General features: G+C 51.2%; 22 protein-coding genes, 1 tRNA gene and 1 pseudogene. 10 read left to right on the top strand and 14 right to left on the bottom strand.

Annotation, left to right across the window (positions count from 1 at the left end; all coding sequences use genetic code 11):
* Positions 1-13 precede the first annotated feature (13 nt).
* Positions 14-1,219 (bottom strand): sodium/glutamate symporter, encoded by a 1,206-nt coding sequence (gene gltS, locus HV237_RS00405; protein ID WP_016155009.1) that lies wholly within the window; start codon positions 1,217-1,219, stop codon positions 14-16.
* A 225-nt stretch (positions 1,220-1,444) separates the two neighbouring features.
* Here gltS and xanP point away from each other — a divergent pair, with 225 nt between their 5' ends.
* Together xanP and HV237_RS00395 are read left to right on the top strand one after the other, a co-directional pair.
* Positions 1,445-2,836 carry a xanthine/proton symporter XanP gene (gene xanP, locus HV237_RS00400; protein ID WP_003024026.1) on the top strand — a complete coding sequence of 464 codons (1,392 nt, stop codon included), beginning with the start codon at positions 1,445-1,447 and terminating at the stop codon, positions 2,834-2,836.
* Positions 2,837-2,957: 121 nt separating this feature from the next.
* Positions 2,958-4,667: an AsmA family protein gene (locus tag HV237_RS00395; protein WP_047358797.1), complete on the top strand. Its 1,710-nt coding sequence runs from the start codon at positions 2,958-2,960 to the stop codon at positions 4,665-4,667.
* Positions 4,668-4,708: 41 nt separating this feature from the next.
* Here HV237_RS00395 and HV237_RS00390 read toward each other — a convergent pair whose 3' ends face one another.
* The 9 genes from HV237_RS00390 to HV237_RS00350 form a co-directional block, all read right to left on the bottom strand.
* Positions 4,709-5,392, bottom strand: coding sequence for a D-lyxose/D-mannose family sugar isomerase (locus HV237_RS00390; protein ID WP_047358796.1), 684 nt, complete (start codon positions 5,390-5,392; stop codon positions 4,709-4,711).
* A gap of 49 nt (positions 5,393-5,441) precedes the next feature.
* The gene (locus HV237_RS00385; RefSeq protein ID WP_047358795.1) at positions 5,442-6,302 is read right to left on the bottom strand and encodes a ketose-bisphosphate aldolase; all 861 of its coding nucleotides are present in this window, start codon (positions 6,300-6,302) and stop codon (positions 5,442-5,444) included.
* A gap of 80 nt (positions 6,303-6,382) precedes the next feature.
* Positions 6,383-7,234 carry a class II fructose-bisphosphate aldolase gene (locus HV237_RS00380; protein WP_046275770.1) on the bottom strand — a complete coding sequence of 284 codons (852 nt, stop codon included), beginning with the start codon at positions 7,232-7,234 and terminating at the stop codon, positions 6,383-6,385.
* 11 nt (positions 7,235-7,245) lie between these two features.
* Positions 7,246-8,337: a PTS fructose transporter subunit IIC gene (locus tag HV237_RS00375; RefSeq protein ID WP_047358794.1), complete on the bottom strand. Its 1,092-nt coding sequence runs from the start codon at positions 8,335-8,337 to the stop codon at positions 7,246-7,248.
* A gap of 26 nt (positions 8,338-8,363) precedes the next feature.
* A complete protein-coding gene (locus tag HV237_RS00370; RefSeq protein ID WP_016155014.1) occupies positions 8,364-8,684 on the bottom strand; it encodes a fructose PTS transporter subunit IIB in 321 nt (106 codons plus the stop codon).
* A gap of 19 nt (positions 8,685-8,703) precedes the next feature.
* A complete protein-coding gene (locus tag HV237_RS00365) occupies positions 8,704-9,174 on the bottom strand; it encodes a fructose PTS transporter subunit IIA (RefSeq protein ID WP_003842172.1) in 471 nt (156 codons plus the stop codon).
* 26 nt (positions 9,175-9,200) lie between these two features.
* Complete coding sequence (locus HV237_RS00360) at positions 9,201-10,754, bottom strand: PRD domain-containing protein (RefSeq protein ID WP_016155015.1); 1,554 nt, start codon at positions 10,752-10,754, stop codon at positions 9,201-9,203.
* Positions 10,755-11,200: 446 nt separating this feature from the next.
* On the bottom strand, positions 11,201-13,519 hold the full coding sequence (gene yicI, locus HV237_RS00355) for an alpha-xylosidase (protein WP_047358793.1): 2,319 nt from the start codon (positions 13,517-13,519) through the stop codon (positions 11,201-11,203).
* Positions 13,520-13,529: 10 nt separating this feature from the next.
* Complete coding sequence (locus HV237_RS00350; protein ID WP_016155017.1) at positions 13,530-14,912, bottom strand: glycoside-pentoside-hexuronide family transporter; 1,383 nt, start codon at positions 14,910-14,912, stop codon at positions 13,530-13,532.
* Between the two features lie 290 nt (positions 14,913-15,202).
* On the opposite strand from HV237_RS00350, the gene HV237_RS00345 reads away from it, so the two are divergent.
* Together HV237_RS00345 and HV237_RS00340 are read left to right on the top strand one after the other, a co-directional pair.
* Positions 15,203-15,297, top strand: a tRNA-Sec gene (locus HV237_RS00345).
* A 192-nt stretch (positions 15,298-15,489) separates the two neighbouring features.
* A pseudogene (locus HV237_RS00340) lies at positions 15,490-15,929 on the top strand (integrase arm-type DNA-binding domain-containing protein); the annotation flags it as partial.
* A gap of 15 nt (positions 15,930-15,944) precedes the next feature.
* On the opposite strand, the gene HV237_RS00335 reads toward HV237_RS00340, so the two are convergent.
* Positions 15,945-16,760 (bottom strand): toll/interleukin-1 receptor domain-containing protein, encoded by an 816-nt coding sequence (locus HV237_RS00335; RefSeq protein WP_181541653.1) that lies wholly within the window; start codon positions 16,758-16,760, stop codon positions 15,945-15,947.
* 24 nt (positions 16,761-16,784) lie between these two features.
* Positions 16,785-16,976 carry a toxin-antitoxin system HicB family antitoxin gene (locus HV237_RS00330; protein WP_047358486.1) on the bottom strand — a complete coding sequence of 64 codons (192 nt, stop codon included), beginning with the start codon at positions 16,974-16,976 and terminating at the stop codon, positions 16,785-16,787.
* 126 nt (positions 16,977-17,102) lie between these two features.
* Here HV237_RS00330 and HV237_RS00325 point away from each other — a divergent pair, with 126 nt between their 5' ends.
* From HV237_RS00325 to HV237_RS00315, 3 genes are all read left to right on the top strand, one after another.
* On the top strand, positions 17,103-17,393 hold the full coding sequence (locus tag HV237_RS00325) for a SymE family type I addiction module toxin (protein ID WP_047358485.1): 291 nt from the start codon (positions 17,103-17,105) through the stop codon (positions 17,391-17,393).
* Between the two features lie 173 nt (positions 17,394-17,566).
* A complete protein-coding gene (locus HV237_RS00320; RefSeq protein ID WP_047358484.1) occupies positions 17,567-17,827 on the top strand; it encodes a type II toxin-antitoxin system Phd/YefM family antitoxin in 261 nt (86 codons plus the stop codon).
* Positions 17,828-17,830: 3 nt separating this feature from the next.
* A complete protein-coding gene (locus HV237_RS00315; protein WP_072058775.1) occupies positions 17,831-18,133 on the top strand; it encodes a type II toxin-antitoxin system RelE/ParE family toxin in 303 nt (100 codons plus the stop codon).
* A gap of 107 nt (positions 18,134-18,240) precedes the next feature.
* On the opposite strand, the gene misL is transcribed toward HV237_RS00315, so the two are convergent.
* Positions 18,241-21,075: an intestinal colonization autotransporter adhesin MisL gene (misL, locus tag HV237_RS00310; RefSeq protein ID WP_047358483.1), complete on the bottom strand. Its 2,835-nt coding sequence runs from the start codon at positions 21,073-21,075 to the stop codon at positions 18,241-18,243.
* A gap of 75 nt (positions 21,076-21,150) precedes the next feature.
* Positions 21,151-21,768, bottom strand: a complete 618-nt coding sequence (locus HV237_RS00305) for a helix-turn-helix transcriptional regulator (RefSeq protein ID WP_047358482.1) — start codon at positions 21,766-21,768, stop codon at positions 21,151-21,153.
* A 577-nt stretch (positions 21,769-22,345) separates the two neighbouring features.
* On the opposite strand from HV237_RS00305, the gene HV237_RS00300 reads away from it, so the two are divergent.
* The 3 genes from HV237_RS00300 (at position 22,346) to HV237_RS00290 (ending at position 25,420) form a co-directional block, all read left to right on the top strand.
* Entirely contained in the window at positions 22,346-23,119 is a 774-nt protein-coding gene (locus tag HV237_RS00300) for a winged helix-turn-helix domain-containing protein (protein WP_047358481.1), read from the top strand.
* Positions 23,116-23,580 (top strand): hypothetical protein, encoded by a 465-nt coding sequence (locus HV237_RS00295; RefSeq protein WP_016155024.1) that lies wholly within the window; start codon positions 23,116-23,118, stop codon positions 23,578-23,580. The genes HV237_RS00300 and HV237_RS00295 overlap by 4 nt, the downstream gene beginning before the upstream one ends.
* A 343-nt stretch (positions 23,581-23,923) precedes the next feature.
* Positions 23,924-25,420: a C69 family dipeptidase gene (locus tag HV237_RS00290; RefSeq protein WP_047358480.1), complete on the top strand. Its 1,497-nt coding sequence runs from the start codon at positions 23,924-23,926 to the stop codon at positions 25,418-25,420.
* Positions 25,421-25,455 lie beyond the last annotated feature (35 nt).

Genomic DNA, 25,455 nt, shown 5'->3' with positions numbered 1-25,455 from the left:
CGCCGCACAGACATTATTGCGCAAAAATCGGCAGCAGCAGATACAGCTTAATCACCAGCGCATTGACGATATCGATAAAGAACGCCCCCACCATCGGCACCACCAGAAACGCCATATGGGATGGCCCAAAACGTTCAGTAATTGCCTGCATGTTGGCAATCGCCGTGGGTGTCGCACCGAGGCCAAAACCGCAGTGTCCGGCTGCCAGCACGGCGGCATCGTAGTTCTTACCCATCATGCGCCAGGTGACGAATATCGCGTACAGCGCCATGAAAATGGTCTGCACAACCAGGATTGCCAGCATCGGTAGGGCCAGAGAAGCCAGCTCCCACAGCTTCAGACTCATTAGCGCCATCGCCAGGAACAGCGACAGGCTAACGTTACCCAACACCGAAACCGCGCGCTCGAACACCCGATAAAAACCCATTAACGCCAGGCCGTTACTGAGGATCACCCCAACAAACAGCACGCAGACGAAAGTCGGCAGTTCCAGCACCGTTCCGACCAGCATTTGTGCAACGATTTTACCCACCGTCAGACAGATAGCGATCAGCGCAATGGTTTCAATCAGCACCAGCGAAGTGATTATGCGTCCGACATCCGGCTTTTCAAATGCGGTAGGCACAGCCTGATCGTCCGGCATGCCATCTGGCGTGGTAGAGTGTTTGACCAAATAGCGGGCCACCGGGCCGCCAATCAATCCGCCCAGCACCAGGCCAAACGTTGCGCAAGCCATCGCCACTTCCGTCGCATTAGCGAAACCATAGCGCTCAATAAACAGCTTGCTCCATGCGGCCCCGGTCCCATGCCCACCAGAGAGGGTTATCGAACCGGCGATCAGACCCATCAGCGGATCCAGACCCAGCAGAGTCGCCATACCAATACCGATGGCGTTTTGCATCAGCAGCAGGCCAACAACCACAATCAGAAAGATACCCACCACGCGGCCACCCGCGCGCAGGCTGGCAATATTGGCGTTCAGGCCGATAGTGGCGAAGAATGCCAGCATCAGCGGATCGCGCAGGGTCATATCGAAGTTCACTTCCCAACCCATGCTTTTTTTCAGCACCAGCAGCGCAATCGCCACCAGCAATCCGCCAGCTACAGGTTCAGGAATGGTGTATTTTTTCAGGAAGGAAACAGACTGGACGAGCTTACGTCCCAGCAGCAACACAAGGGTTGCCGCAACCAGCGTTGATAACGTATCGAGATAAAACATTTACAACTCCATTAGTGCGTTTAGCACAATCACGCACGATGCATTCCAGACCGATTTTTAGCTCTTATTGAGTTTTCGGTGTGGATTTTAAGCAGAAAATCATGAAAAGTTATATAAAAATGTTTGTTTATCCGTTTTAAATATTAAGAACACCTGGTAGCAAACGTTTGCATTTCCGCCATGGTCAGATAAAATCACCGCTTTTCCACCATGGGATTGCCTCTGATGTCCGTTAACGCCGTAGAGTCAACAAATGCGCAACCGGTTGCGCAGACTCACAACAGTGAACTGATTTACCGTCTTGAAGACCGCCCCCCGCTAGCCCAGACCCTGTTTGCCGCCTGTCAGCACCTGCTGGCCATGTTCGTCGCGGTAATCACCCCAGCGCTGTTAATTTGTCAGGCGCTCGGTTTACCGGCTCAGGATACTCAACACATTATCAGTATGTCGCTGTTCGCTTCCGGCGTGGCTTCTATCATTCAGATCAAAGCCTGGGGGCCGGTCGGCTCAGGGCTATTATCCATTCAGGGCACCAGCTTTAACTTTGTTGCGCCACTGATTATGGGCGGTACAGCGCTAAAAACCGGTGGTGCAGATGTCCCAACCATGATGGCGGCGCTGTTCGGTACACTGATGCTGGCAAGCTGCACTGAGATGGTTATCTCACGCGTACTGCATCTGGCGCGTCGTATCATTACCCCGCTGGTCTCAGGCGTGGTGGTGATGATTATCGGCCTGTCACTGATTCAGGTAGGTCTGACGTCGATTGGCGGCGGCTATGCGGCAATGAGCGACAACACCTTTGGCGCACCAAAGAATTTACTGCTGGCTGGCGTCGTGCTGGCGCTGATTATCCTGCTTAACCGCCAGCGCAACCCGTACCTGCGCGTTGCGTCACTGGTGATTGCGATGGCGGCAGGTTACCTGTTGGCGTGGTTTATGGATATGCTGCCGCAAAATACCGCGCCGGTAAGTCAGGACCTGCTGATGGTGCCAACGCCGTTGTATTATGGCCTGGGTATCGACTGGAGCTTACTGCTGCCGCTGATGCTAGTGTTTATGATTACCTCGCTGGAAACCATCGGTGATATTACGGCCACCTCCGATGTCTCCGAGCAGCCCGTTTCTGGTCCGCTGTACATGAAACGCCTGAAAGGCGGCGTACTGGCGAACGGTCTGAACTCGTTTGTTTCAGCCGTATTCAACACCTTCCCGAACTCCTGTTTTGGACAAAACAACGGGGTTATTCAGTTAACAGGTGTTGCCAGCCGCTACGTTGGTTTTGTGGTTGCGCTGATGCTGATCGCGTTGGGCCTGTTCCCGGCGGTCAGCGGTTTTGTACAGCATATTCCTGAGCCGGTACTCGGCGGCGCAACGCTGGTGATGTTCGGTACTATCGCGGCATCCGGCGTGCGTATCGTATCCCGCGAACCGCTGAACCGCCGCGCAATTCTGATTATCGCGCTGTCGCTGGCCGTCGGCCTCGGCGTTTCCCAGCAGCCGCTGATCCTGCAGTTCGCTCCGGACTGGGTGAAAAACCTGCTCTCTTCCGGCATTGCCGCAGGCGGTATTACCGCTATCGTTCTGAATCTGGTGTTCCCACCAGAGAAGCAATAAGCAAAATGCGGCGTTGATTCTGAATCAACGCCGCTGTAACGCTCTTTCACCATTCCCGCCTTGAGCATTGCGCCTAAATCGTGCATAACTTGACTATGTGCACTTCGCGGGATGGAAGACCATGAAATTTATTGGAAAGCTGCTTCTTTACGTGCTGATCGCCCTTGCAGTGGCGATCCTCGGCTTATATTTTCTACTGCAAACCCGCTGGGGCGCAGAGCACGTCAGCGCCTGGGTTTCGCAGAACAGCAGCTACCATCTGGCATTTGATGCCATCGATCACCGGTTTTCTTCTCCTTCCCATATTCTGCTGGAAAACGTCACCTTTGGCCGGGATGGTCAGCCCGCAACGCTGGTCGCCAAAACGGTCGATATTGGACTGAGCAGCCGCCAAATCACCGACCCGCTGCACGTAGACACCATTCTTTTGCAAAACGGCACGCTGAATCTTTCCCAGCAAACTGCGCCGCTGCCGTTCCAGGCCGATCGCCTGCAATTGCAAGATATGGCGCTTAACAGTCCCGGTAGCGAGTGGACCCTGAGCGCGCAGCGCGTTAACGGCGGAGTCATTCCCTGGAGTCCTGAGGCGGGTAAAATTCTCGGGAGTAAAGCGCAAATTCAGCTCAGCGCCAGTTCGTTGACGCTGAATGACGTCCCCACGACCAACGTATTGATTGAAGGCAGTATTGACCATGACCGTGTGATGCTGAGCAATATTGGCGCAGACGTGGCGCGTGGCGCATTAACCGGCGTGGCGCAACGCAATGCCGACGGTAGTTGGGTAGTAGAGAATCTGCGCCTGAACGATATTCGGCTGCAAAGCGACAAATCTCTGGCCGAGTTTTTTGCTCCGTTAAGCACTATTCCTTCCCTGCAAATTGGTCGTCTGGAAGTAACAGATGCCCGTCTGCAAGGCCCTGACTGGGCGGTGACGGATCTCGATCTGAGCTTGCGCAACATGACCTTCAGCAAGGACGACTGGCAAACTCAGGAAGGAAAACTGTCGATGAACGCCAGCGAGTTTATCTACGGCTCTCTGCACTTTTTCGATCCGATTATGAACGCCGAGTTCTCGCCGCAGGGCATAGCGCTGCGTCAGTTCACCACCCGCTGGGAAGGGGGAATGGTCAGAACATCCGGAAACTGGCAGCGCAACAACAAAGCGCTGGTCCTCGATGATGCCGCCATTGCCGGTCTGGAGTACACGCTGCCGGAAAACTGGAAACAGCTGTGGATGAAACCTCTACCAGCCTGGCTAGCCAGCCTGACGCTGAAGAAATTCAGCGCCAGCCGTAATCTGGTGATTGATATCGACCCGAGCTTCCCATGGCAGCTCACCGCGCTGGACGGCTACGGTGCTAACCTCGGGCTGGTGCAGAACAATCAGTGGGGGATCTGGAGCGGGAGCGCTAACCTCAACGCCGCTGCCGGCACCTTTAACCGCACCGACGTGCGTCGTCCTTCGCTGGCGCTGACGGCGAACAGCAGCACCATCAATATCAGCGAACTAAGCGCCTATACGGAAAAAGGGTTGCTGGAGGCCACTGCCAGTATTTCACAGTTGCCTCAGCGTCAAACTCAGGTCAGCCTGAACGGGCGCGGCGTGCCAATGACGATTCTGCAGCAGTGGGGATGGCCCGCACTGCCGCTTTCCGGCGACGGTAACATCCAGCTTACCGCCAGCGGCAATATTCAAGCCGATGCGCCACTCAAGCCAACGGTCAGCGGCCAGTTGCATGCGGTGAACGTGGAGAAACAGCAGGTAACGCAAACCATGCAGGCGGGCGTGGTATCCGGTAGTGAAGTTACCGCCCCACCCGCTGCGCAGTAAAATCTGACGGCCCGGCGGCGAATTGCCGACTGGGTCGCCGTTTATCGCTGTAAGCGCGCATATTCACTGCACAACAGCCACTTCACCGGCTCGTCCTCTTCTATCGCCGGGAAGCGACCGCCTGGCTCAAGGAAGTGATTGTCATGCAGGTCGTCATTGACCATCGAGATCTCCCAGCCCAGCACGAACGCTTTCTCCGCCCAAAAGCGATGATACAACCGCGGCGGCAGGCATACCCCCTGCCCCGGTTTCAATACCAGCGTCTCGCCAGCGTCAACGGAACGCCGCTGACCATCGACGCTAACCTCAACAATGCGCCGGGCATCATACCCGTCATCAGGCGTAGCCCACGCCAACTGCATACATAAATCACCGCCGCCGCGGTTAACGATATCTTCCATTTTATGGCGATGAAAATGCCATGGCGTCTGCTGATCCTGCTGAATCTGCAGCATCTTTTCGGCGTACGGTTTGGGGTAGCTGGCTGACCCTAACTGACCATTGCGCAACGTCAGTAACGTCAGCCCCGTTTGCGCAAAATCTCCGCGCCCAAAGTCGGTTATATCCCAGCCCAGTTGGAGATCGAGCACTTCACGCCACAGAGTGTGATCCTGTTGCCGCCAGGCGTCAGCCGTAAAATACGAAAAGTCAGGCAGGCAAACCCGAAAAGTCTCGGCGATGGCATGCGCTTTATCGACGGCATAATTAATGTGTGAACGCTTCATTCCACTTTTCCTTGTTGCGAAAAAGGCGGGTCACCCCGCCTGTATGCGGTTAGTAAAGTGACGCTTTGCCGGTTGAGCCGAACAGTTTCATTTTGTGACGGATCACATCACGCGCGGCGCTAATGGCTTCCGGGTAAATAACGTTCGGGTCCCACCAGGTTTCTTTCGCCAGGATTTCGCGGACTTTCTGGAAGTAAGCGTATTTCATATCGCTGGAAATGTTGATTTTGCCAACGCCCAGCGTAACGGATTCGGCAATTTCCGCATCCGGGTTCGCGGAACCTCCGTGCAGCACCAGCGGAATGTCTACTCGCCCGGCAATCTCGCGCAGGATGTGCATTTGCAGCTCTGGCTGCATCCCTTTCGGGTAGATGCCGTGTGCGGTTCCAATCGCCACCGCCAGCGTGTCCGCGCCGGTACGGGCGATAAAATCCTGTGCCTGATCAGGATCGGTATAAGTGACCTTCGATACGCCACCTTCCACTGACGTCCCGGTTTGACCAATCGTACCCAGTTCCCCTTCAACCGAAACGCCTACCGCATGCGCCAGCTTGACCACTTCGCGGGTCAGCGCCACGTTCTCTTCATACGGCAACAACGAGCCATCAATCATCACCGAGGTAAACCCACACTGAATCGCCCGCAGGACATGCTCGACCGAAGCGCCGTGGTCCAGATGCAGAGTAAAGGGAACCGGGCTGCGCAGAGTGATATCACGGACGTAGCTAAAAAACGCATCGCCTACAAAATCATGTTCGCTGGGGTGAATGGAGATAATCGCCGGGGTATTGGTTGCTTCCGCTTCTTCCACTACTGCACGTACAAAGCAGTTGTCCGCCACGTTGAATGCGCCGATGGCGAAACCGTGCTGACGGGTAGGTTGCAGTAATTCTTTCATCGAAACTAACATGTTAATTCTCCAGTTTCAGGGTGTAGAAAGCCCTGCCAGTGCGTCGTCGCAGAGGCATAGAAGGCGTTACAGAAAATGAATCAGGCTTTGTCGATAGCGCCGCTGGCCTGCAGGTACGGAATAATGGCTTCCTCGCAGGCCTGCTCCATCAGGGCCAGGGCATCAACGAGTTCACCGGATGTGTCACGACACAGGGTATGCAGCAGCGCAGCCTTTCCGGCTTCGAAAACCGCCGCGCCAACGTTTATCTTGGCGACGCCAAACGTCGGGCAGCGCTGTAGCTGGTCAAACGGCGTCCCGCTGCCGCCATGCAGCGCCAGCGGCACCGTTGATAAACGGGCAATTTCCTCCAGTCGCTGGAAATCAATGGCGGGTATGACACCGGGCGCGTACATGCCATGTGCCGTGCCGACCGAGACCGCCAGTAAATCGATACCGGTCTGTTGGATAAAGGGCTCCACATCGGCGGCCTGGGTCATCAAATCAGCGTTAGCTGCGTGATCATAGCGCGGGGCGTCGGCCAGATGCCCCAGCTCACCTTCCACGCACAGAGAAACGCTGGCCGCGAGCTCGACCACCGCCCGGGTCTGGCGAATGTTCTCCTCCAGCGCAAAGGCGGAGGCGTCGATCATTAACCCGCTGAATCCGGCGCGAAAAGCCTGCCGAATGCGCACTGGGTCCTTTCCATGATCCAGCGCCAGCGCGACCGGTACCGACGCTTCCTCTGCCAGCGTTTTGACGACCGCCACCGCTATCGGTGCAGGAAAATGGCCCAGATGCCCCTGATACAGATTCAGAATGATGGGCGCACGGTGTTTCTCAGCCGCCCGCACCGCCGCACGGGCGCTTTCCAGGTTCATACAGTTGATGGCCAGCAGCGCGTACTGCTCGCGCCAGGCTTTCGTCACCATGCTTTTCATATCGGCAAACATACGGCCTCCGGTTATTCCAGGGTGAAGGTGATCTCTTCGTCTTTCAGCTTTTGATCGCTAAGTTCATCAAACTCTTCGTCACGTTCGGTCACCGGCTTCTTCCACAACGACAGCATGACGCCGCAAATCACCGTGCCGATCCCCAGCGCCAGGCAAAACAGTAGCGGATGCGTAAAGAGCGGGACCACGAACATGCCGCCGTGCGGTACCGGGCTTTCGACGCCCCACACCATAATCAGACCGCCCGCTATCGCCGAGGCCACCACGCAGGACCCCACCACGCGCAGCAGGTCGCGCGCCGCAATGGGAATGACCCCTTCGGTAATCATGCAGATCCCCATCGGGAATGCCGCTTTCAGCGCCTCACGCTCCGCGCGGGTGTACTTGTGACGCGTCAGCAAAAAGGAGAGCGTAATGCCGAACGGAGGGATTATCGAACCGACAAACTTCACCGCTTCCGGACCGTACACGCCGCTGACTAACATGCCGTCAGCAAATAGCGACATGGTTTTATTCACCGGTCCGCCAAAGTCGAATGTCGCCATTGCGCCAAGGATGGCCCCCATTAAAAAGCGTGACCCGCCCTGCATGGACTCCAGCAGATGAATCAACGCGTCCTGCAGCCAGGCTATCGGTTTGCCAATGAGCGTCATCATCAACAGGCCACCAATGACGGTACTCAGTACCGGCAGCACCATGATGGGCATCAACCCCTGCATCGACTGCGGCAAACGGATATAGTGCTTGAGCAGCAGGACGGTATAACCGACCAGAAAACCGCCCAGCATCCCGCCGATAAAACCGGTATGAATTTCACCGCAGACAAAGCCGACAATCAGACCCGGTGCGAATCCGGGGCGGTCAGCAATAGAGTACGCAATCGCCGCGCTAATCAGCGGTACGATTAACCCCATCCCCCAACCGCCAATCTGGTTGAGCATCCAGGGTATGGTTCCTGTTTTTTCACCCACGTTAGTGCCGCCAAGTATTTGCCCGAGAGCAATACAGATCCCGGCGGCAACAATTAACGGGATCATCCACGAAATCCCCGTTAATAAATGTTTTTTTATTTCCTGAGATAGCGGAATTTTATTTTCACTCATGTGAAATCCCTCCAGAATGGGGATCGCTACTGGTTATTATTAACTAATGATTTTTCGACCTTTTCAAGAAACTGAATGGGCGACTTTATGACAATTTCAGTTTTCACTCGCACAATACGTTTATTTAAAAATCGTTCCTCCCCTTTTATTTTTACATCCACAGCGAGAATCACGACATCAGCAGCAGAAATGTCCTCTGTCAGCAGTTCGTTTTCCGTGCCGATAGTGCCCTGGGTTTCTACTCTTATATTATGACCAAGCGCTTTAGCACCTTTAATTAACTTCTCACGGGCAATATAGGTGTGCGCAATACCCGCCGTACAGGCGGCAACACAAACAATATTCATAACATGCTCCACGTATTATTTAGCAGACATTGGATTCAGCATATTGGCTAAAAAGCTCAATAATTTTCTGTGGACTGCTTTCGACTAACAGTTGTTCAATAATGTCGTCATCCGCCAACGCGCCGGCAACCTGCGAAAGCAGACGAATATGGGTGGTGTTTTGATCTTCAAGGCGTACGGCAAACAGAATGATGCAGCGCACGTTGCTGCCGTCCAGGGTTTCCCAGGGAATATCCTGGCGGGTACGCCCAATCGCCAGCGTGGTATTGACCACCGCCGAGGATTTCCCGTGCGGAATCGCAATATGATTTTCGAAGCCGGTCGAGCCTTCTGATTCACGCTGCCAGACATCCTGAATAAACGTTTCCCGGCAGCTAATTGCCCCATCTTTTTGCAGAATATCCGTCAGTTCCTCAATAACCTCCGTTTTGTTTGTGGCCTTCATGTCCAAAATAACGCGATTTGTATTGAGTATTTTCGTGATGTCCATAAATCATACCTCATGGAGTTCAGACATTAATTTTCAACGACCAGCGACGTCGCCCGATGTAATTTTTCCGTAATAACCGTTTCTGTTACCCGCTTAATATCCGCATCATTGAAGAAGGCGGTGACATACACGACCGGCATGGCAACGGCAGGTAAATTGATCGTCGATACCACCAGTTCAATATCGTCCGTCAGGACGGAGGGCAAGCTGCCTGCCGACACCACGCCGACGATGGTCCAGTCCGGAAAGGCGCGCAGAATGCGGCTTTTGAGTAAGTGAGAGGTGCCGATACCGGTTGAGCAGACCAGCAGCACACGTTTACGCGCTATCTGACGCTCCATCGCGGCCTGAAAATGCACGGTTAAATATCCCACCTCATCATCCGACACGGCCCGTTCGCCCCAGCCGCTAAACACCCGATTCACCGCGCACTGAGTCAGACGCCAGACGTCCTGCAACTCGCCTTTAATGTCCTCCAGCAGCGGATTACGAATGCGGATCTGGTAGTTCAGGCGGTTAATCAGCGGCTTAATATGGATCAGCAATCCGTCATACAGCGCAGTGTCCTGGCTAAGATCGCAGTCAACCATTTCGGCGAAGGTGGCAATCAGCCGATGGGTAATCAAGCGTGCTTCGTCGCTGGAGTGCATATGGCCAATTACGCTCACATCGTTATGCTCTTCAATCACCATACCGGAGGAGATAATATATTGATAAATAAACCAGACTTCGTCTTCCGGCAGCGGATGGGCAATGCGTTTTTCGATATGCTGAATCATGCGACTGGCAATGGAAAAGATGTTCTCATCACATGACGTGATGCTTTCTTCTTTTCTCGGTAGCGCATTGCCCCGCGTAATGCGGTACATCATGATCAGAATATGAGTAAAGATATTGACGTAATAAGGCTCGCCCAGCGACCAGCACAGATCGTTCTCCATTTCCTGCAACAGCGTCTGGACAAATAAAACGTCTTCTTCGCCAAAGTAATGCACTAACGCTTTATAACTGCCCGGATCAAGTCGTGAATAAATCACGCTTCCAGGTTCATTATGGTTAATCACACCGTTAATCAGCGACGCCATCGCCTGGCGCACCCCGCTCTCGCTGCCTTCAATGTGTGTGCCGCTCTGGCTGCGAATCAGCGACAGGCCCAGCGGGGTAATCCACGATTCAATCACTTTCAGATCGTTAACAATCGATGCACTACTAATAAAATAACGTTCGGATAATTTATTGATCGATGTTTCATGCGGCGTTTCACTTAATAATTGCGAGGCTATCTTAACCCGCCGTGAATTATTCATCATGCCGTCAGCATCATCACCCTCCGACCCTAATAACTGATCCAGATATAAAAGGTCAGTAATGTTATCGGCACTTAATATCACGCCCGCACCGGCACGTTTATCGATGGATATTTTCCATTCCGATAACCATTGTTCCAGTAACCGCAGATCGCGCTGGACGGTTTTCTCTGAAACAGATAAATATTCGGCAATTTTTAGCAGCGTAACATATTCCTTCCGGGACAGAAGAAACTTTAATAATCTGTTTTGTCGCGAGGTAATCATTTGCATTATTTACCCTTATTACATACCAGATTAAATATCTATACCCGTCATACTTCAAGCTGCATGTGCGTTGGCTTTCCTCGCTCACCCCTGTCACGTACTTATGTACGCTCAGGGGATTCGCTGCGTCGCCGCCTTCCTGCAACTCGAATTATTTAGGTAATAAAGAAGCATTTATGCTCCACGTGTAATCCGTGATGATAAATATAAGAGGACTACGATGCGCCAACAATACTAAATCGTGTCCTGTATTCCGGACAGAAATAAGACAAAAAGAGGAAATAGTAAGATATTTACGGCGCAGATCACATTTTTCGCGGGAATTAGAGTGATAGCGCTCGCAAATATGGGGAGGTAAAAATTTAAGTCGGGATGTTTTTGATTTTAAGATCTGGAACGCTGCTCGCGGTGTGGGCCGGATAAGACGCATCCGGCACCACGTCGACACATGCTTACAAGGTAATCGTCAGCTCACTGCCCTGTGGAGTAATAACTACACCCAGCTCGCTGCCCATATGCGACCCGCATTTAATGCCGCCAATTTTCTGAATATTTCGCAGGCACAACGTCCAGTTACGTGCCTCACCATTCCCTTTCACAGTGATGGTATTACCTACACGCGTCGCCTTCAGCGTGAAGATAACCGAGCCGTCAGCAGCCGGAACTTCACAGAGTGCTTCCCGCCCCTCCTGCAGATGGAACAGCTGGAACGCTGTCCCTTCGTGCCAGGCGTAGTCCGGCTTCTGGTTATTGCTGCCCAACGCCAGCAGGGTATTGTCACGCACATAAACCGGCAGACTCAGGAAGTCATGCTGCTGCTTATGCCAGCGGCTGCCGGCCACCTCATCATTACGCCACAGATGCGTCCAGCGTCCTTCCGGCAGATAGAACTGCACATCGCCCGCCTCGCTAAACACCGGCGCGACCATCACGCTATCGCCCAGCATGTACTGGCGGTCGAGATAATCACACGCCGGATCGTCCGGGAACTCCAGCATCATCGCGCGCATCATCGGGGTGCCCTGCGCATTAGCGCGCGCTGCTTCACGATACAGGTACGGCATCATGCGGCATTTCTGTTCGGTGAAGTAGCGCACCACATCGCAGGATTCGTCATCGTACGCCCATGGCACACGGTAGGATTTACTGCCATGCAGGCGGCTGTGGCTGGAGAGCAGCCCAAACGCACACCAGCGCTTGTAGACGTGCGCCGGAGCGGTATTCTCAAAGCCGCCGATATCGTGGCTCCAGAAGCCAAAGCCGGACAGGCCAATAGACAAGCCACCGCGCAGGCTTTCCGCCATCGATTCATAGTTGGCGTAGCAGTCACCGCCCCAGTGCACCGGAAACTTCTGCGCGCCCACCGAAGCTGAACGAGCAAACAGGACAGCCTCTTCTTCACCGACGGTTTCTTTCAGCACGTTCCACACCAGTTCGTTGTAGATGTACGCATAATGGTTGTGCATCTTCTGCGGATCGGCACCGTCAAACCACTGAACGTCAGTAGGAATGCGTTCACCAAAGTCGGTTTTGAAGCAGTCTACGCCGATATCCACCAGACCTTTCAGCTTGTTGGCATACCACTCGCAGGCTTGTGGATTAGTGAAGTCATAAATCGCCAGGCCCGGCTGCCATTTATCCCATTGCCACAGGGAACCGTCCGGGCGCTTGAGCAGATACCCTTTCGCTTTCAGTTCATTGAACAGCGGGGATTTCTGACCGATGTAGGGGTTTATCCATACGCACACCTTCAGCCCTTTCTCTTTCAGGCGGCGGATCATACCTTCCGGGTCCGGGAAGGTCACCGGGTCCCACTCAAAGTCGCACCACTGGAAGGCCTTCATCCAGAAACAGTCGAAGTGAAAGACGTGCAGCGGCAGATTGCGCTCGGCCATGCCGTCGATAAAGCGGCTCACCGTCGCTTCATCATAATTGGTGGTGAACGATGTGGTTAGCCACAGACCAAACGACCAGGCTGGCGGCAGCGCCGGACGGCCTGTAAAGCGGGTATAGCGATCCAGCACCGCCTTCGGCGTTGGGCCGTCGATGACGAAATATTCCAGATACTCGCTTTCAACGCTGAACTGCACTTTCGACACTTTCTCAGAGCCGATTTCAAACGACACGCACTGCGGATGGTTCACCAGCACACCGTAGCCGCGGTTGGTGAGATAAAACGGGATGTTCTTGTAAGACTGCTCGGTACTGGTACCGCCATCGCGGTTCCAGGTTTCCACCGTCTGACCGTTACGTACCAACGCGGTAAAACGCTCGCCCAGCCCGTACACCGTTTCCCCCACGCCCAAATCCAGACGCTCAAACATATAGTTACGCCCGCTGTGGGTATCCTGCACGTAACCGCTATTCTTTAGCTGACTGCCGGTAATACGTTCACCATTACGCAGGAAATCCAGCGACCAGAACTCACTTTTGGTCACCCGAACGCTCAGATTGCCGCTCTTCAGTTCGGCAAATTCAGCGGTGTTTCGCATCTCAACATTGACGTCCTGCAACACGTTCAGCGGGTAATGTGGGCCGGTATCCAGTGCGCCCTGGAAGTGTTCCATACGCACGCCAACCACGCCTTCCTGCGGCGAGAAAAAGCGTAGGGTGAAGAGTGGGGTATCCAGTTGCCAGGTACGTTCACGCACATCGCGCGGCGCAACGTAGACAATCATCTCGTTACCCAGCTGTTCAACGTCGAACACCTGAATTGGGTGTATTAAATTCAGTCCAGGTTGGGTCAGCCAGTTTCCATCGCTAATTTTCATCGTCAGTTCCTTAGTTCTGTAATTCTTTCGTCGTGAAATCCTGCTGGTTGCGGCGCGCGCCCTGAGCCAACTGACTCATAATTTCCGTCAGATACGGCGTTTTCAGGGTATAGAAGCGTTTGGCAATCACGGCACTCAGCAGGTAACAAATAGCCGGGACAATGGTGAACAGGGCGATGATGATGCTAATGGTGGCGCTGTTCTGGGTTTTCGCGGCGGCGTCGTAGCCCCCGCCCGCCAGCATCCAGCCGATCAGCGCCCCGCCGAGCGCCAGACCCAGCTTGAGCACGAACAACGTGCCCGCAAAGCTGATCCCCGTCAGGCGTTTACCGTTGCACCATTCGCCGTAATCAACGGTATCGGACATCATTACCCACTGGATTGGCGTAACGAGCTGGTGCAGTACACCAATGACAAAAATAAAGATAAACATGGTGATGCTGGCGTGCATCGGCACAAAGAACATCGCCAGGCTCGCTACCGCCAGCGCAGCGTTGGTCCACCAGAAGACGCTGACTTTGCATTTCCAGTCGGTCAGCGGTTTTGCCAGCGCAGAGCCGATCAGGTTGCCGACGCAATAGGCGGTGAGAAAGGCGACAAACACCTCCGGCTTACCCAAAATCCAGGTGACGTAATACATCATCGCCCCGCCACGAACGCAGACGGCCAGAATATTGAGGATGGTCAGCAGGCCGACGATGCGCCATTGGTCGTTTTGCCAGATGTCGCGCAGGTCTTCACGCATAGAGGTGGTGCTCGGCGGCGCTTCCACGCGTTCTTTGGTAGTGAAGAAGCAGAACGCCAGCATCAGGAACGCCACCACGGAGAGCACCGCAATCCCACCTTGAAAGCCGAACGCTTTATCCTCGCCACCAATCAGATTCACCAGCGGCATCATCAGCACGGTGGAGAGCATGCCGCCCGCCGTCGCCAGCACAAAGCGCCATGATTGCAGGGAGATACGCTGCGTAGGGTCATTAGTGATCACGCCGCCCAGCGCGCAGTAGGGAATATTGACCACGGTATAAAGCAGGGTCAGCAGCGTGTAGGTGATTGCGGCATAAATCATTTTGCCGTTCAGGCTGAGATCCGGCGTGCTATAGGCCAGCACGCAAACCAGACCAAACGGCAGTGCGCCGAACAGCACCCATGGGCGGAATTTCCCCCAGCGCGAACGGGTACGGTCGGCCAGCAGCCCCATGCAAGGGTCTGAGATGGCATCCAGCGCGCGGGCCAGTAAGAACATGGTGCCGACAAATCCGGCAGGAATACCAAAAATATCGGTATAGAAGAACATCATATATAACATGACGTTATCGAAGATAATGTGGCTAGCCGCATCGCCCATTCCGTAGCCAATCTTCTCTTTAACAGACAGAATTTCACTTTTCATTACGCATCCTTGTTAGCACTTTCACACGCCCTGATACCGGTTACAGTTCTTGTAAACCATCCCTGTGAGCGCGGGTATTCCGATATCTCGTTATCAAATTACGATTCTTGTTTTCTGTGATCAGCGTAGCGTCTAAAAATGTGTCTAAGTGTAAGTAATGGATTTTGCGGGGATTTATTTGAAACTGGTCATGGTATAGAGAAACGGAAGTTAAAAAAGTGAGTGAGGGGGTGTGGAAACCTTTGGAAGTAGCTATAATGCGCCCCGCCTCCATGTAGCAATCGAGGCGCGGAAGATCGTCATCTCCGGTGAGGTGGCTGGACTTCAAATCCAGTTGGGGACGCCAGCGTTCCCGGGCAGGTTCGACTCCTGTGATCTTCCGCCAAAATGCCTCTCCTGAGCTCCCTCGAAGTCAATAATCCCCTTTGTAATCCCTTATATATCAGGCTTTACTTGTATCCCGAGGTCAATCGACTTCAACCTGCATCAAGCGATTTTTGGGGTGCATTAGGGGGGATCAGGTTAGTTACTGGTGGAAACCCCTAGGAGAATGGATTCATTAAAGCCGGAGGATGTAATGCCGCTAACCGATGTTAAAGTGAAAACGGCAAAGCCAAAAGAAAGCCCTATAACCAGGCTGATGGCGGCGGTATGTATCTGCTGATTAGCGCTAATGGTTCAAAATACTGGCGTATGAAGTACCGCTTCGCCGGCAAAGAAAAGATGCTTTCTATTGGCGTATACTCCGATTTTTCACTAGCCGATGCACGCGAGAAACACAGTGAAGCTAGATAAATTATTGCGGCTGGAGGCGATCCGGGTGAAGTAAAGAGAGAAGAAAAAATCGCCCAACAAATGAGCCAAAAGAATACGTTCAAGGCCATTGCCCGCGAATGGCATCAGACGAAAGCCGATCGCTGGTCATTACGTTACCGCGATGAAATCATCGACACCTTCGAGAAAGATATCTTTCCTCACAGGGGAAGACGCCCAATCGTCGATATTAAGCCGATGGACTGTGATCGCCAAAATTCACCTATTGCCTGAAAAATTTTCTAAAGCTACTAGTAAATCATTCAACCCAATATTAAAGTCTCCTCTAAAATCAGCATATTTTTTTGTTTTCAAGAGCTCAGGGATTTTACACTCCTTCAATAGAATTGGGAGTATATTCACTCGACCATGTTCTATCTCATTCCAATATTTAGCCTGCCACTCTCGCTCAACCCATTTGGATGAAACAGAATTTTCAGAAAGAATAACAATAATAAAATCAGCTTCTTGCAACCCATTAGATATTTTTTCAGGAATACTTTCACCAACTTTAATATCCCATTCATCCAACCAAGGAATATATCCATTTGCTTCAAGATCCATGCATAACATTTTAGCAAAAGGTTTATCTATTGATGAATGAGAGATAAATATCTTTGCACCATTCGGCTTACTCATATAGCGCTGCTCCACTACTTTTTCTATTAACGTCGTTTCAACATAATGTAATTCAGAAAAATAGCTACACCGTTTTTTGTGTGTGATTTTACTATTAATATTGAATGGTGAACATAGTTCGGTAAGTTCATATTTCCGCTTCACCAAATCGTTCATAGAAACGTACTCTAAATCATCATATGGAATAGCATGATGTTCTGCTGCTAAAGAAAAATATCCAAAATAAACAATAGCGGCAGGGATTGCATTATCAATAATATCTTCATTTTTATCATTATCATCGAAGACTATTCCATCTGGAAAAATATAATCGTCATCGTCATAGTACCCAATGCGTCCTTTAAATTCCCCAGAGATAACTTTAACTGTACCAAATCTTTCCATTTCTTTAGGCATATATTAATCTCACTGTAGTAAGCGCTAACCCTTAGGCTCAATTTTTTTCTCTCGCAATGCTTTTCGAGCCAGCTCCTTCAACCAACTGGCAAGACTAACCCCTTCCTCCGCCGCCACAGCATCCAACTGTTCCTTCAATGCCGGATCAATACGCATTTTGAACTGCGGTGATTGACCGCCGCCTTTTGGTTTTTTTTCGCGCGATATGATTGACATGGGGCTACCTATCCAACTATCTTAACTACATAGGAGGCCACCTAAAAGCCTTCTACACTAGCAACGCCCCGTTGTGCGGGAACACAACCGGAGCGTCTAACCTCACCAACTATCAAGGAGTTGATTATGGCTGATTCGCATTCTACCCCAGACACCGACCAATCCGGAACCGAGCGTTCGGTAATTGTGGGATACCGCCCGAATGTTTTCGACAAATCCACACCCAAAATTATTCTTTCCGGCAAGTGGCTACGCGAAGCGGGGTTTGATACCGGGCAACAGATTACCGTAAAAGTGATGAATGGCTGTATCGTCCTGATGGTCTATAGCGAGCAGGAGCAACGGTTGCAGGACGAGTTGAAAGAGGCACATCAGAAGTTGAATAGAATTGAGAGCACGTTGGCGACTCTCCAGTAACGTATAGGTAAAGCTGTAAGCGTTACTTACAGCTTTACCAGGTGCCGGATGGCGCTAACGCTTATCCGGCCTACTTTCACCATACCCTCTGTCTGACCGCTCCTCATAGTGACCACCAGAAAAATATCGACTATAATGAACGAATCGAACGATTCATGCGAAATGGTGACAATATGCATACTCTTACGGCAAATGAAGCCAAAACCCAGTTTGGCGATATGCTACTTAAAGCGCAGCGAGAACCTGTGCAAATTAATCGTAACGGTAAGCCTGTTGCAGTTGTCGTTTCCATTGAGGACTATGCACAAATGGAAGCCATGAAGCTCCAGTTACTGAAATCCAAAATTCAGCGTGCTCAAAACGATATTCATGTGGGCAATACTGTTGATGGTGATGCATTTTTTGATGAGTTGATGGATCAACACAAAGGATAAAAAGTGAGTTACAAACTTACTGGGGAAGCACAGCGCGATATTATTGAAATCCGTGATTACACATCAAGAAATTGGGGCGCTAAACAGTCCAGGGATTATCTAAGGAAATTACAAATAGTGCTCTCTCAGTTAGCTGAAATGCCAGGAATGGGGCAACATCGCATTGATGATTTTGGTGCAGATGTTTACAGTTTTCCTTATGTTAGTCATATGATTTACTACTGTGCACGAGACACAAATATTGTTGTATTGGCAGTCTTACACCAAAGCCGAGTACCAACAAGACATCTGGGACAACGTTTGTAACTCACCACCTTATTTGCCGGATGGCGCTAACGCTTATCCGGCCTCCCCCCACAAAAAATAAAGCCGCCGATCGGTTAATCAGCGGCTTTTTGTCACCTGCAGTTACGTCAGAAGTTATATTTCACGCCCAGCATACCGCGGGTATCGCTGTAGCCTTTGTCACCAACCTGTTGGGCCACGTTGCTCCACACGTTGAGCCGCGGAGTGATTTGGCCTTCAACGCCGACTTTCAGCTCGCCAATGTTCTTGGTGCCACGCATGTCGTTGCTCACATCGTCCATCTTCACGCGAGTCGTCTGCGTGTTGTGGATCCAGTTGGCTTCAACAAACGGCTGGAACTCACGAGATTTACCGTCGTCGATGGCGTTGTGACCGTTAATAAAGGCTTTTACCCCCAGACGGGTCATCAGGTTGCCATCGGTGGTGTCCTTCACGCGGGTACCGTTCGCTTCCCGGTGGCTGTCAGCCTGCACGTCCATCCACACCACCTGAGCTTTCGGTTGCAGCCAATAGCTGTTGCGCTCATTTTCACCCAGTTTGAAGCTGTAACCGGCTTCAACAGAAGCGGTGATCCCGCTGGATTTATATTTCTCCGTCGCCTGCTCCTGGCCCATCACCCTGTTATCAAACCAGTTGTACAGCATCCAGGTGTCTACATAAGAGCCGGTCTTGTCAGCGTCATTGGCATACCAGGTGCCGTACAGTCCCACGCTGTAACCAGTGACCTGACCACGTGAATGGTAGCCGGTCAGACTGGACTGCGTGCGGTTCTGGCTGTTGGCATAACCAGCCATCGCGCCGAGGTGCCAGCGGTCGAGACCGTCGCTGCTCCACTGCGCCAGGTCACCGCCTAACTGCAAGACATAGCTGTTGCTTTGGGTTTTCAACTGCCCGCTACCGTCTTTGAAGCGGGTATGTGCCCCGACGTTACGCATCCACAGACTGGTGACTTTTTTCTCGCCCGTCAGCATATCGACGTACTGCGTTTCGCCCAGACGATCGTGGAGTCGGGTCATGAACAGCGTGTTAGCAGCGTAGTTGTTCGCCAGATAACTGCCTGCTTCCGGGCGGTACTGCTGCTCAGTGACAGGGGGCGCAACAGGTTCTTCCGGCTCAGGGATAATCGGGTCGACAGGATCGACCGGGTCCGGGTCAACAGGACCTGGGTCAATAGGGTCAACCGGGTCCGGGTCAACGGGATCTGGGTCAATAGGGTCAACCGGGTCCGGATCGACGGGGTCCGGCTCTTCCGGATCCGGCGGAGCAGGAATAAAGCTGGTCAGATACCAGTTGCTGCCCTTTTGCACCACGTTATAGTCGTACGCACCGGCAACAATACGGCCCGCTTTCTCAAAAGTACCGTCAGAATTACCGGCCACTTCGATGATCTCAATTCCCTCAACGGTTTGCGCCCCGGTTCCGCCAATATTGTTCACCGCCACAAACGCGTTACCCGCGGTGTTGCCGAGCACTTTCAGCTTGTCGGTTTCGGAGGCATCGTCATTCAGGACGGTATTGAAAACGAGTTTTCCGCCGTTGCCGGTAAAATCTTCATTGATAGTAAGCGTCTGCCACGGTTCGCCGTCAGCATGCCCAAAGTTCACCACTGACCCGCCGTTCAGCGTCAGGTCAGTGAGCGTTGAGCTGTTGGTCATGTTCCAGGTCGCATCGCTCATTTGCAGCGAGATAACCCCCGTCCCGGCAGTGGCGCTGGTGACGTATGACGCCCCACTCCACAACGAGTTGTCAGTCATATTGAGTTTGATGGTACTGTTTTGCTGCGGCTGGGTGTTGTTTGCGGCAGTAGCACCGGCGGCGTGAAGATCGCCGTCGATAAGGAAACGCCCGCCAGCAGAACCGTCGACGATGCCGCCCGTTTCTGTACTGATGGCATAGCTTTCATTGCTGTGATTGCCCGCCATAGCAATAGTAGCGCCGCCACCGAGATTTACCGTGCCGCGTGAAATCGCATACAGGCCGCGTGGGGCCTTGCTGAATGAGTAAACTTTATCGATGCTGTTAACACGAATCGTCGCATTATCCCCCAGATTCACCGTCGCATTATAGGAATAGACCGCATGGGCGCTGGCTCCGCTCACCGAAATAGTGGCGTTATTGCCCAGTTCCGTTTTGGAAGATGAGGCGGCGTAGACCCCTATTGAGGAAGTGCCCGATGTCTCGATGGTGGCGTCATTGCCAAGGCGGATTGAGGACCCGCTCTGTCCGGAGCGGATTCCCTCTGAGCTGTTACCGGTAGTCACAATGTGGGCACGATCGCCGACAATAATCGTATTTTTGGCAAGCGTTGCGTCTCTAAACGCGTTGGCGGTGATGCCACGTCCCTGGTTACCGGTGGTTTGAATATACAGATCGTCGCCGACGTAGATGTTTGCTGAGCCTATCCCACCCTGACCGATGGCGTTGTATCCGGCGTTAATACCATCACCATCCTGGCCGTCCACATAAATACTGGTGCGATCCCCGGTGATAATAAAGACTGGATTATCCGGCGTATTAGCCCCGTGCGTGCGGATACCGTCAACATCTTTACCATTATTAGCGGCATTCTTTGACTGTGTGCGAATCGTCAGGTCGTCACCGAAAATAACGCCCGGGCTACCCGTCGCGCTGTTCTGAATAACGGTAATGGTGTGTTCGAAGGCTTCTCCTCCTGGCCCATTCAGCGTTAATCCATGACCATAAACGGGAATGGTACCGGCACTCCACTGATAAACATAATTCGGCGTTTCGCTGTTTTTTTTGAAACTGTCATTCGTCTGTGCAGGAAATAAAGCCTGCAACTCCGGCGAAAGACTGCTCACCATTCCACTGGCAGGAAGACTATCAATATCAATCCAGGCCGCGTGGGTTGAAAATACCATTGACGTTAACGCGGTTGATACCGCTATCGCAATGCGTGAGTAATGCTTAGGTTTTTTCATAATAGCCTCCTGCTTTCGGGCGTAGGGCGTCCACCACATCGCAAAGATGTGAAAATAGTAAGAATCAAAAATGCGTTATAAAATATTCGACAGTATTTGATGAATGCTATGGCCTAATTTATCTTCAAGCCTGAGCTTGTAGACATATATTTTCTTAATATCTATATTATCTATTTTGGTAATTTGCTGAATACTTTTCCCTGACACAAATCGCTTCAGTAATATCATTTCTGTATAGTTGAGTGTGCGTCCGCGTTTACTGTTCGCAAGGTGGCCGGTAAATAATCGGCGAATTTTTTGATGCTGAACTTCATCATCATCATCGGAATATATAATCCCTTGTATTTTATTGCTTTTCGACAGCCAGTAGTTGGCTAACGGTGCGAGATTCCTGTCCGCTATCAACACAATATACATACCGCTGTAGGCCAGCCGGTCAACCCATTGCGGATCGGCGAACAGGCGCAGGTTTGGGAAGGAAAAGTCCACAAAAATAAACCCACGCGACAAATGATTTTGATTATTAAGGAGAAGTTTTTCAATAATTCCTTTTTGCAGAAAACTATTTCCCTCTGGCCAGATCGCAAAAGTGGCTCGGTGACAGTAGCTGGCGCGTACCACAGTATCCGGAAATAATTGACAGGATAATTCACAGCTTATGCAACGAACACTCTGTGATGGTGATCTCTTCATCAAAAATGACTCCTGTTATTTTTCCATAAATATTTCATTGGTAAATAAATGTGTCAATCCAACACGTGTGACATTCCTTGTCAGTTAATAACAGTGACACCTAAAAAATGTAATAAACTCCTGATATGTTATTATGTATAGGCTATAAGTAATGCGATTGCGCTAAGCTTTTTTCTGCTTTATCTCAGAATAACAGTCTGGGTATTAGGAATTTTATGCATAAATCCAAATCCCAGAATAAAAATTAAAAAAGCACTATTTGCTAAAAATTAACCAATGAAAGGGGCTTTTATTAATTACACAATCCTGATAACTCAATCCCCCTTGAAGTGCTGTTGATAAATATAATGAGAATTCAGATAAAACTGTAATGAATTCTCATTATTTAACATTAGTTAATACTCACCTAAGAATTTACACACGTAACACGTTGTATTTAAAGTATTTTTAATCCTTAAGTGAAATTCTTATCTTCGATCACGTACAAAGAGTGAGGCATATTCACGATTTGGATGTAAAATTTAAGGTATGTGTAGGCACACGCGGTGATACGTTATAGTTACTGAGGGCTGGGCAATTGTACCTTATCAATCAGTTGGTCGAATTTAATCCTGACAGCAAAAGTCTGGTCAATCGTCAGACCGGGCGCGCAATACAACTTCAGCTCCCAGCTTCGCTTTGCTTTCTCTATTTAATTACTCACGCAAGTGACATTGTTTCGCAGAACACATTGATAAAAGTGGGTTGGGGTGAGAGAAATAATGTGACCACAACCAACACATTTTACCAGGCTATTCTGACGCTACGTAACGCGCTGGCGGATGTGGGTCTGCCACGTGATACGGTGAAAACTATTTCACGACGCGGACTCAGATTAAATGGAAATACGCAGGTAGAGGCGATAACGCATCTTCAGAGTGAAGTTTTCCAGTCACCGCTAATAGAGGAATACGCGCCCCCAAAGATAATTCCTCCCGCGGCACAACAAACGACGCGGGTCCCCTGGTGGAATATTATATTTAGCGCTGGCATCGTTATTGCCACTTTGATTATCTGGCTGGTGTGGTATCAGACACGTCCTGTTATGCCGTTTAGTAAATTCATTTCTGTTTCTATGCAGGTCCCATCTCGGCAAAACTGTAAAATTTATTACTCACTGAATGATCACGATCAGGAAAATTATTTCAATCTGATGCAACTGCACCCTTCTCTCTGTGAAAACAACAAGCATGTTTTCCTTTCTGGCTACCGTAAAGCGGAGAGGATCGTGGCATTTGTTTGTGATAAAGATGCACGGGTAGATGCGTACGCGTTTTGTACTACCCATTATTACTGGATGCGCGGGCAATGAAAAAAATACACCACCTTATTTTAATCGTAATCGGCGTGGCGACATTGCTCGGCTCAGGCGGATGGCTATGGCATTCACGCTATGCCGAAAAGCAGCTAAATTGCGTTGGAAATGTCGAATGGAATATTGGCAGCAACCGCTTTGCAGGTACGGTTTCATTTCGGATGTACAAAGATGCAGGGCTAGCGACCATTACCGGAAAACTGTACGGACGTAATACCTCAGACATTAGCAGGAACATCTATTTCAGTTATACCCGGCAGCACGAAGCCCGAGTGCTACAGGCAATGCAGGTGGTCAAAACCTTCGCTGATAGCGCCGATGAAGCTGATATTAACAACACATTACCCGGATTTTACCGTCAAAGCGGACGAAACCTGAGCCTGGTCATGGAGGAGTATAAGGGCGCATGGATTTTTGCCAGCTCAAATGTCCCCTCGCTGTATTGCCGCAAAAGGTAACGTCATATCCGGATACAAAAAGCACGCTCCCTTCAATAGAATTCATATTTGCCATCATCGACTTACGCGACATGGGTCACTGAATCCACTCATATCCCATTGCTATTCTTCATCCCGAATCAGGAAACATCCTGAATACCACGATATCCATTGCGCAATAATTAAGCGAAATGGGCGTTTTATTTTGCCCAGAAGACTTCAACCTACGGATGGATATTTGGAGAAGACGTGGACAGGGGCGTTTATCTCTCTCGCGAGCAATGTCTGAGCGTTCAGGCGTTATCGCATTTCAGGAAACGGTGTGTTTCCGGTGTATTTTTGGCGTACATATGAGGGATACGTAATGTTTACTTTTAAAAAGTGCCTGATTGCACTTTCTATAAATTTGGCCGTTGTTTCATCAGGTTTTGCTTGTACGACCCTATTGGTCGGTAATGAAGCATCAGCGGACGGCTCCATGCTGGTAGCCCGTAGCGCTGACAGTGATGCCCTGAAAGCGCAGCATTTTGTCATTCATCCGGCCAAGCAGAATCAGACCGGGGTATACAGCACCAAAGCAAATAATGGCGCGAATGACTTTACCTGGCCGCTACCCAAAAACTCTCTGCGTTATACCACCGTTCCAAACTGGAAAACCCAACTGCACGGCGCGACCGGATTTAACGAATTGGGCGTTGGCGTGAGCGGTACAGAATCTATTTTTGCCTCAGCAAAAGCGCTGGCTGCCGACCCCTATGTCGAGGATAAAGGGATCACCGAAGATGATATCCCGGATATTCTGTTGTCCCAGAGCAAAACCGCGCGTGAAGCCGTGGCGCTACTGGGTCATATCGTTGAGACCGTCGGCGCTGGGGAAGGTTTTGGCGTGGCCGTCGTCGACGATAACGAAATCTGGTACCTGGAAACCGGCAGCGGTCACCAGTGGATGGCGCAGCGCCTGCCGAATAACCAGTATTTTGCCACCGGTAATCAGGGCCGCTTACAGGATTACGACCCTAAAAACCCGGACATGATGGCGTCAAAAAACCTGATTCAATTTGCGACCGAAAAAGGTCTGTACGAACCGGCAAAAGATGGCAAATTCAACTTCTCCAAAGCCTATACCCGTGATGATGAGCGTGACCGCACGTATAACGATCCTCGCGTATGGACCATCCAGAAAGAGTTCAATCCTTCCGTAAATCAGGATATGGCCAAAGGGCGCGAATTCCCGGTGTTCATGACGCCAGAGAAGAAGATGACGCTGGATGATGTGAAGGCCGTGCTGCGTAACCATTACGAAGGCACCAGCCATGACCCGTACACCAACGGTCTGAACGGCAAAGAGCCATGGCGTCCGGTTAGCGTCTTCCGCACCTATGAAGCGCACGTGATGCAGGTCCGTCCGTGGTTGCCAAAAGAGATTGGTGAAACGACCTACATTGGTCTGGGTATGGCCGACCTCACCGCGTTTGTTCCGTACTACAGCGGCCTGAAAGCGTATCCGGCAAACTATACGATGGGCACCGATAAAGCGGACGATCAGTCCATTTACTGGAAATACCGTAAGTTACAGACGCTGACGATGACCGATTATCCGAAGCTCGCGCCAATCGTCAAAAAAGCCTACAAAGCATGGGAAGATAAAGTGGCGAAGGAGCAAAAAGAGGTCGAAGCAAAATATCTGAAGATGGCAAAAACCGATAAACCTGCCGCAGATAAGATGCTCAATGACTTCAACTTGCGCATCATGGCCGATGCCGAGAAGCTGACGGAAGATCTGACTAATCAGCTCTTTACCATCCGCACTAAAGACATTCAGTCTGATATCTTCTTCGCAAACGCTGCGAAAAAAGACTGAGTAACGACACGATGACATGCTGGCGCAAAGTAAGC

The sequence above is a fragment of the Citrobacter sp. RHBSTW-00570 genome, from assembly GCF_013739755.1.
Lineage (GTDB): Bacteria > Pseudomonadota > Gammaproteobacteria > Enterobacterales > Enterobacteriaceae > Citrobacter > Citrobacter braakii.
This window is presented reverse-complemented; position numbering and strand designations above follow the sequence as displayed.

Coding starts and splice junctions, on each gene's coding strand:
- yicI (WP_047358793.1), bottom strand. CDS start 13,519: ATGAAAATTAGCGATGGAAACTGGCTGACCCAACCTGGACTGAATTTA.
- HV237_RS00360 (WP_016155015.1), bottom strand. CDS start 10,754: ATGCAAATGATTACCTCGCGACAAAACAGATTATTAAAGTTTCTTCTG.
- HV237_RS00305 (WP_047358482.1), bottom strand. CDS start 21,768: ATGAAGAGATCACCATCACAGAGTGTTCGTTGCATAAGCTGTGAATTA.
- HV237_RS00375 (WP_047358794.1), bottom strand. CDS start 8,337: ATGAGTGAAAATAAAATTCCGCTATCTCAGGAAATAAAAAAACATTTA.
- HV237_RS00395 (WP_047358797.1), top strand. CDS start 2,958: ATGAAATTTATTGGAAAGCTGCTTCTTTACGTGCTGATCGCCCTTGCA.
- HV237_RS00325 (WP_047358485.1), top strand. CDS start 17,103: ATGGCTGATTCGCATTCTACCCCAGACACCGACCAATCCGGAACCGAG.
- HV237_RS00330 (WP_047358486.1), bottom strand. CDS start 16,976: ATGTCAATCATATCGCGCGAAAAAAAACCAAAAGGCGGCGGTCAATCA.
- HV237_RS00385 (WP_047358795.1), bottom strand. CDS start 6,302: ATGTTAGTTTCGATGAAAGAATTACTGCAACCTACCCGTCAGCACGGT.
- HV237_RS00320 (WP_047358484.1), top strand. CDS start 17,567: ATGCATACTCTTACGGCAAATGAAGCCAAAACCCAGTTTGGCGATATG.
- misL (WP_047358483.1), bottom strand. CDS start 21,075: ATGAAAAAACCTAAGCATTACTCACGCATTGCGATAGCGGTATCAACC.
- HV237_RS00380 (WP_046275770.1), bottom strand. CDS start 7,234: ATGTTTGCCGATATGAAAAGCATGGTGACGAAAGCCTGGCGCGAGCAG.
- HV237_RS00335 (WP_181541653.1), bottom strand. CDS start 16,760: ATGCCTAAAGAAATGGAAAGATTTGGTACAGTTAAAGTTATCTCTGGG.
- xanP (WP_003024026.1), top strand. CDS start 1,445: ATGTCCGTTAACGCCGTAGAGTCAACAAATGCGCAACCGGTTGCGCAG.
- HV237_RS00350 (WP_016155017.1), bottom strand. CDS start 14,912: ATGAAAAGTGAAATTCTGTCTGTTAAAGAGAAGATTGGCTACGGAATG.
- HV237_RS00290 (WP_047358480.1), top strand. CDS start 23,924: ATGTTTACTTTTAAAAAGTGCCTGATTGCACTTTCTATAAATTTGGCC.
- HV237_RS00390 (WP_047358796.1), bottom strand. CDS start 5,392: ATGAAGCGTTCACACATTAATTATGCCGTCGATAAAGCGCATGCCATC.
- gltS (WP_016155009.1), bottom strand. CDS start 1,219: ATGTTTTATCTCGATACGTTATCAACGCTGGTTGCGGCAACCCTTGTG.
- HV237_RS00365 (WP_003842172.1), bottom strand. CDS start 9,174: ATGGACATCACGAAAATACTCAATACAAATCGCGTTATTTTGGACATG.
- HV237_RS00295 (WP_016155024.1), top strand. CDS start 23,116: ATGAAAAAAATACACCACCTTATTTTAATCGTAATCGGCGTGGCGACA.
- HV237_RS00370 (WP_016155014.1), bottom strand. CDS start 8,684: ATGAATATTGTTTGTGTTGCCGCCTGTACGGCGGGTATTGCGCACACC.